This window comes from Streptomyces sp. SID5910, assembly GCF_009862125.1.
GTDB lineage: Bacteria > Actinomycetota > Actinomycetes > Streptomycetales > Streptomycetaceae > Streptomyces.
Genome location: NZ_WWHX01000678.1, coordinates 1 through 5,736, shown reverse-complemented (window position 1 = coordinate 5,736; position 5,736 = coordinate 1). Strand labels below are relative to the sequence as shown.

At 73.2% G+C, this 5,736-nt stretch carries 5 protein-coding genes and 1 pseudogene; 3 read left to right on the top strand and 3 right to left on the bottom strand.

What is annotated here, in order from left to right; all coding sequences use genetic code 11:
• The first annotated feature begins 279 nt into the window (after positions 1-279).
• Both radA and disA read left to right on the top strand, forming a co-directional pair.
• Entirely contained in the window at positions 280-1,689 is a 1,410-nt protein-coding gene (gene radA / locus GTW67_RS23765) for a DNA repair protein RadA (protein ID WP_161166834.1), read from the top strand.
• Positions 1,690-1,770: 81 nt separating this feature from the next.
• Positions 1,771-2,895, top strand: a complete 1,125-nt coding sequence (disA, locus tag GTW67_RS23760; RefSeq protein ID WP_161166833.1) for a DNA integrity scanning diadenylate cyclase DisA — start codon at positions 1,771-1,773, stop codon at positions 2,893-2,895.
• Positions 2,896-2,904: 9 nt separating this feature from the next.
• On the opposite strand, the gene GTW67_RS23755 is transcribed toward disA, so the two are convergent.
• Positions 2,905-3,750 carry a hypothetical protein gene (locus GTW67_RS23755; protein WP_161166832.1) on the bottom strand — a complete coding sequence of 282 codons (846 nt, stop codon included), beginning with the start codon at positions 3,748-3,750 and terminating at the stop codon, positions 2,905-2,907.
• A 173-nt stretch (positions 3,751-3,923) separates the two neighbouring features.
• On the opposite strand from GTW67_RS23755, the gene GTW67_RS23750 reads away from it, so the two are divergent.
• Positions 3,924-4,574, top strand: a complete 651-nt coding sequence (locus tag GTW67_RS23750; protein WP_161166831.1) for a phosphatase PAP2 family protein — start codon at positions 3,924-3,926, stop codon at positions 4,572-4,574.
• 4 nt (positions 4,575-4,578) lie between these two features.
• On the opposite strand, the gene GTW67_RS23745 is transcribed toward GTW67_RS23750, so the two are convergent.
• Both GTW67_RS23745 and GTW67_RS23740 read right to left on the bottom strand, forming a co-directional pair.
• On the bottom strand, positions 4,579-5,244 hold the full coding sequence (locus GTW67_RS23745; protein WP_161166830.1) for a response regulator: 666 nt from the start codon (positions 5,242-5,244) through the stop codon (positions 4,579-4,581).
• Positions 5,241-5,736, bottom strand: a pseudogene (locus GTW67_RS23740) (sensor histidine kinase); the annotation flags it as partial. The gene GTW67_RS23745 and the pseudogene GTW67_RS23740, both read right to left, overlap by 4 nt.

Genomic DNA, 5,736 nt, shown 5'->3' with positions numbered 1-5,736 from the left:
ACACCCCCCGACACGTCCCCTTCGCGCCGTACGCGACTGACCCACGTAGCTGCGGGCAGCAGTGCCGCTGGGGCGGCACTGGTGGGCGCAGCGGCACCCCGGCAGCGCCGGGCCACGCGACCCACCTCCGGCCCGCGCCCGCGCCGCGCACCCCGGCAACGCCGGGCCACGTGGCCCACCCCGCCCCGCACCCGCGCCGGGCGCCCGAAGCACACGACCGACCACGTGCCCCACCCGCCGCCGCGGGACGCTGTCAGTGGGGCCCGTTACCGTTCGTGCATGGCTGCCCGTACGAAGACCACCAAGGACCGGCCGTCCTACCGCTGCACCGAGTGCGGCTGGCAGACGGCCAAGTGGCTCGGCCGCTGCCCCGAGTGCCAGGCCTGGGGCACGGTCGAGGAGTACGGCGCGCCCGCGGTCCGTACGACGACGCCGGGGCGCGTCACCACCTCCGCGCTGCCCATCGGCCAGGTCGACGGCCGTCAGGCGACCGCTCGCCCGACCGGCGTGCCCGAGCTGGACCGGGTGCTCGGCGGCGGGCTCGTGCCCGGTGCCGTGGTGCTCGTCGCGGGTGAGCCCGGCGTCGGGAAGTCCACGCTGCTGCTCGACGTCGCGGCCAAGTCGGCCAGCGAGGAGCACAAGACCCTCTACGTCACGGGTGAGGAGTCGGCGAGCCAGGTGCGCCTGCGTGCCGACCGGATCAAGGCCATCGACGACCATCTGTACCTGACCGCCGAGACCGACCTCGCGGCCGTGCTGGGGCACCTGGACGCGGTCAAGCCGTCGTTGTTGATCCTCGACTCCGTGCAGACCGTCGCCTCCCCCGAGATCGACGGCGCCCCCGGCGGCATGGCCCAGGTGCGGGAGGTGGCCGGCGCCCTCATCCGGGCTTCGAAGGAGCGCGGCATGTCCACGCTGCTGGTCGGCCACGTCACCAAGGACGGCGCCATCGCCGGACCCCGGCTGCTGGAGCACCTGGTCGACGTCGTCCTGCACTTCGAGGGCGACCGGCACGCGCGGCTGAGGCTGGTGCGGGGTGTCAAGAACCGGTACGGGACGACCGACGAGGTCGGCTGCTTCGAGCTGCACGACGAGGGCATCACCGGCCTCGCCGACCCCAGCGGGCTGTTCCTCACCCGTCGTGCCGAGCCCGTGCCCGGCACCTGTCTGACCGTCACCCTGGAGGGGCGCCGGCCGCTGGTGGCCGAGGTGCAGGCGCTCACCGTCGACTCGCAGATCCCGTCCCCGCGGCGCACCACCTCCGGTCTGGAGACGTCCCGGGTGTCGATGATGCTGGCCGTGCTGGAACAGCGGGGCCGGATCAGCGCGCTGGGCAAAAGGGATATTTACAGCGCGACGGTCGGTGGGGTGAAGCTGTCCGAGCCGGCCGCCGACCTCGCGATCGCGCTGGCACTGGCCTCGGCCGCCAGCGACACCCCGCTCCCCAAGAACCTCGTCGCGATCGGCGAAGTCGGGCTCGCCGGCGAGGTGAGACGGGTCACGGGCGTGCAGCGCAGACTCGCCGAAGCGCACCGGCTGGGGTTCACTCATGCCCTGGTACCGACCGATCCGGGCAGGGTCCCTGACGGCATGAAGGTCCTGGAAGTCGCGGACATGGGGGACGCCCTGCGGGTCCTTCCGCGCTCCCGTCGGCGAGAGGCCCCACGGGAGGAGGAGGACCGCCGGTAGACTTTGCCCTGGTCTCGCCCGTCCGTACGACCGAGTGTGCGACACGGGAGCGCCAGAAGAACCTGCGACCGGAGGAGTGCAGTGGCAGCCAACGACCGGGCAGCAGCTCCCGGAAAATCCGGTGGGAGTGCCGGTGCCGATGGCCTGATGCGCGCCTCCCTGAGCGCCGTGGCGCCCGGCACGCCTCTGAGGGACGGCCTGGAACGGGTCCTTCGCGGCAACACCGGCGGCCTGATGGTCCTCGGGTCGGACAAGACCGTCGAGTCGATGTGCACCGGCGGTTTCGTGCTGGATGTGGAGTTCACCGCCACGCGGCTGCGTGAGCTGTGCAAGCTCGACGGCGGCATCGTCCTCTCGTCGGACCTGTCGAAGATCCTTCGGGCGGGAGTGCAGCTCCTGCCGGATCCGACGATCCCCACGGAGGAGACCGGCACCCGGCACCGTACGGCGGACCGGGTCAGCAAGCAGGTCGGGTTCCCCGTCGTGTCGGTCTCGCAGTCCATGCGGCTGATCGCCCTGTACGTGGACGGGCAGCGGCGGGTCCTGGAGGATTCCGCCGCCATCCTGTCGCGGGCCAACCAGGCGCTCGCCACGCTGGAGCGGTACAAGCTGCGGCTCGACGAGGTCGCGGGCACGCTGTCCGCGCTGGAGATCGAGGACCTGGTGACCGTCCGGGACGTCTCGGCCGTATCGCAGCGGCTGGAGATGGTGCGCCGGATCGCCACCGAGATCGCCGAGTACGTGGTCGAGCTGGGTACCGACGGGCGGCTGCTGGCGCTGCAACTGGACGAGTTGATCGCCGGGGTGGAACCCGAGCGTGAGCTGGTCGTGCGGGACTACGTGCCCGAGCCCACCGCCAAGCGGTCCCGTACGGTCGACGAGGCGCTGGCCGAGCTGGACAAGCTCAGCCACGCCGAACTGCTCGAACTGTCCACGGTGGCCCGGGCCTTGGGGTACACCGGGTCGCCCGAGACGCTGGACTCCGCGGTGTCGCCGCGCGGCTTCCGGCTGCTGGCCAAGGTGCCGCGGCTGCCCGGTGCGATCATCGACCGGCTCGTGGAGCACTTCGGCGGACTCCAGAAGCTGCTCGCCGCGAGCGTGGACGACCTCCAGACGGTGGACGGCGTCGGCGAGGCGCGTGCACGCAGTGTCCGGGAGGGCCTGTCGCGGCTGGCGGAGTCGTCGATCCTGGAGCGGTACGTCTGACCGTCCGCGTCAGTCGTCCTCCAGCACGAAGGACGTCTGCACCTTCCCGAAGCCCGCGGCCTTCGCCTCCACCAGGTACGTCCCCGCCTTGGCCGAACCCGCCGGGGGCGTCCCGCACTCGGGGGCGCTCGGCTTGCGGTCCCACTTCACGGTGGAGGTGATGCCGCTGTCGGCGCCCACCCGGTACGTGAGGCTTCCCGAGCCCTTGGGGCAGTCGTCGGAGGACCAGTACGCGTCGTCGCCGCTCGCCGGAGTGATCGTCAGCACGGCGTGCTTCGGGCCGAGGTCGATCTTGCAGTCGCTGCCGGAGGTGTTCCGGGCGGTCACTTCGAAGGTGGGCGTCTGCCCGGGCGAGTAGGAGTTGCGGACGCTGCGCACGCTCAGCTTGACCGCGTTCGCGGAGCAGCCGGGCAGGCTCGAACCGGCCGGCAGCGCGTCACCCGCGCCGACACCGGTCACCGGACCGCCGGCACCCGAACCGCCCGATCCACCCGAACCGCTCGATCCGCCGGAGCCGTCCCCGCCGGCCTCACCGGAGCCGTCCCCGGTCCCGTCACCCGAACCGTCGCCGCCGCCGGAACCCGAGCCGCCGGAGCCTCCGCCGCTCGACTCGTCCCGTCCGCCCGGTGCCTGACTGATCGCCGGGCCGGATCCCGAGGGGCCCGGCGTGATCGACGGCGCGGGGTGCTTGCCGTCGGCACCGTCGTCGTGGCCCTTTCCGCCGCCCCCGTCGCCGACGACCACGATCCACGTGACCAACAGCGCCAACAGGGCGAACACGGACAGCAGTACGGCCCTCCGTCGCCAGTAGATGGAGGAGGGAAGCGGCCCGACCGGATTGCGCAGAGATCCCACGGCGCAAACTGTACGAGAGATCGACGCGTTCCCTTGTCCCACCCGCCGCTCAGCCCGCAACTTTTCCGGATCATCATTCCGGAGACGTCCCCGCACCCCTGCCGATCGTCAGGTACGGCACGTGTCGATCGCAGGGTGTGACCGGATCGCCGGATCGCCTACGGTCCGTGACCATGACCTTTGGAGACGACGAGCTCTACCGAGACATCACCGGCTTCGCCCACGACACGCCCGCGTGGGTCCAGCACACGGCGGAGGTGTGGACGGAGGCCGGACTCCTGCTGTTCGCCGCGCTGTTCGTCACCACGTGGTGGAGAGCGCGCCGCGGCAGCCCCCGGGCGTTCGCGATCGCGGTCCTTGCACCCGTGGCCACGGCCCTGGCGTACGTGTGCAGCGAACTGATCAAGTCCGGTCTCACCGAGGAGCGTCCGTGCCGGGCGGTCACCGGGGCCGTCGCGTCGCTGGCCGAGTGCCCGGCGAGCGGCGACTGGTCCTTTCCCAGCAACCACGCCACCATCGCGGGTGCCGCGGCCGTCGCCCTGGCCCTCGTCCGGCGTGCGCTCGTCCTGCTGACGGCGCCCCTCGCCCTCCTGATGGCCTTCTCCCGCGTCTTCGTCGGCGTCCACTACCCGCACGACGTCGCCGCCGGGCTGCTGTTGGGCACCGCCGTCGCCGTGGCCGCCGTACGGCTGGGCACAGGTCCGGCGACGCGGCTGGCCGGCGCCCTGCGCGCCTCGTCCGCGCCCGCCGTCCGCTGGCTCGCCGGGCCGGGGTCCGCCACCGCGCCCGCGGCGGCGTACGTCGCCACGCACCGGCGCCGGTGAGGCCTCACGCGCCGGGTCCGACCAGCCCCGCCTCGTAGGCCACGATCGCCGCCTGGACCCGGTTGCGTACGTCCAGCCGGTCCAGGACCGCGCTCACGTACGCCTTCACCGTGCCCTCGACCAGGTGCAGCCGGGCGGCGATCTCCGGGTTGGACAGGCCGGCGCCGACGAGGCCGAGCACCTCGCGTTCGCGGGGGCTGAGCCGCGCCACGCGCGCGCGTGCGTGGTCCTCGCGGGCGAGCCGGCCGCCGCCCCTGCCGAGGTCCTCGATGACGTACCGGGCCACCTTCGGCGACAGGAACGCGGCGCCGTCCGCCACGGCCCGCACGCCCGCCATCAGTTCGTACGGGTCACCGGACTTGAGCAGGAAGCCGGTGGCACCGGCGGACAGCGCGCGGGCCACGTAGGCCTGTTCGGAGAAGGTGGTCAGCATGGCGACGGCGGTGCCGGGGACGGTGCCCACGATCTCCTCGGCCGCCGCGAGGCCGTCGAGGCGGGGCATACGGATGTCCAGCAGGGCGACGTCGGGGCGGTGGGCGCGGGCCAGTTCGACCGCCTCCCGGCCGTCACCGGCCTCCGCGACGACCTCGCTCTCGCCGCCGCTCGCCAGGATCGCGCGCACCCCGGCCCGCACCATCGCCTCGTCGTCGGCCAGCAGGACCCGGATCACCGTACGAACTCCTCGTATTCCTCGCGTCCCTCGCCGGACAGCCCGACGCGGGGGACGACGTCCTTGGCGACCAGGCGGCCCTCGCCGTCGAAGCAGAGCCGGAAGTGGTCGACGGAGACGAGGAGTTCGCCGCTCGCCCGGTAGTAGCGGCAGTCGGCGTCCTTCGGCGGCGCGGGCGCCCGGTCGGAGGGCGGGTCGTGCACCACGCGGTCCGGCAGTACGTCCGCGAACCGCGCGAGCGGCGTCCCCGGCGACAACTCGGCGTACGCGGCGGGGCTGAGCACCGAGTGCGTCTCCGTGTACGCGTACCAGCCGAAGGCCGCGCCGACCAGGACGACCCCGGCACCGGCGGCGGCGCCGAGGCCGAGGGCGACGCGGCGGCGGGCCCGGGCGAAGGGGGAGGCGGGCGAGGCGACGCGTGGGGCGGGCGGGGCGGCGGTGTCCTGTGCGGGGACGTGCGCCCGGACCCGGAAGCCCTCGCCGTGCGGGCCC

Excerpts from the sequence above, each read along its gene's own strand:
- radA (WP_161166834.1), top strand. The coding sequence starts at position 280 with ATGGCTGCCCGTACGAAGACCACCAAGGACCGGCCGTCCTACCGCTGC.
- GTW67_RS23750 (WP_161166831.1), top strand. The coding sequence starts at position 3,924 with ATGACCTTTGGAGACGACGAGCTCTACCGAGACATCACCGGCTTCGCC.